Source organism: Acetobacter tropicalis (assembly GCF_001580915.1).
Lineage (GTDB): Bacteria > Pseudomonadota > Alphaproteobacteria > Acetobacterales > Acetobacteraceae > Acetobacter > Acetobacter tropicalis.
On sequence record NZ_LHZQ01000028.1, the window covers coordinates 1 to 799 of the forward strand.

At 56.1% G+C, this 799-nt stretch carries 1 protein-coding gene; it reads right to left on the reverse strand.

All coding sequences use genetic code 11. From position 1 onward, the window contains the following. Positions 1 to 719 (reverse strand): IS5/IS1182 family transposase (locus tag AD944_RS00150; protein WP_061474610.1); only part of this gene is annotated, 719 nt, incomplete at its 3' end. Between the last annotated feature and the right edge of the window lie 80 nt (positions 720 to 799).

Sequence of the window (799 nt, forward strand, 5' to 3'; positions counted from 1 at the left end):
TCACTGGCGGCGGCATCTGTCGTCTTCCATTTCTGGATGAACCGGAACTTCCGGTCGATGGAAACATGGGACTTGTAGCCAAAGAACGGAATGGCCAGATCCGTTGCGGGGATCGTCCCGTCATCCTGCCGCTTCGCCTTCGTGAACTTCAGTGTCCATCGTGCATGACGATCCTTGTGCGACAGCTTTGCCGGCTTGTCCTGCCAGTCTTCGGGGTTGCGTCCTGCCCGGAGGTCGGCTTTCTCAGCGTTCGTATTGCGCTGCTTTGGAGCGGCTACCAATGTTGCATCCAGGATCTGGCCCGACATCGGCAGATAGCCCGCGTTCCGCAGGGTCGCGTCAAATCGGTCAAACAGTCTTTCAATGGCCCCCGCCTGGGTCAGGCGCTCGCGGAACAGCCAGACCGTTTTGGCATCAGGCACACGGTCCGACAGCCCCAGGCCAAGGAAACGCATGAACGACAGGCGGTCGTTGATCAGATATTCCGTCCGTTCATCAGACAAATTGTTCAGCGTCTGGATCACTAGGATCTTGAACATCAACACCGGATCAAATGGCGGTCGTCCGCCTTTACTCCCATCTGAATAGGCCAAAGCCTGCTCCAAATCAGGGCGGAACACTTCAAAATCCACTGTCCGGGAAAACGCTTCGAACTGATCGCCAAGCCCGCTCAACCGGGCAAGCAGCTCTTCAACATCAAAGAAACCAGCCTGGTTCATAGCGCCATTCCCTCAGTCAGAGCCGGACGAATGGAATCACAGAGCTGGTTTCAAAACCAGGGGGTTTTTAGAACCCTCCA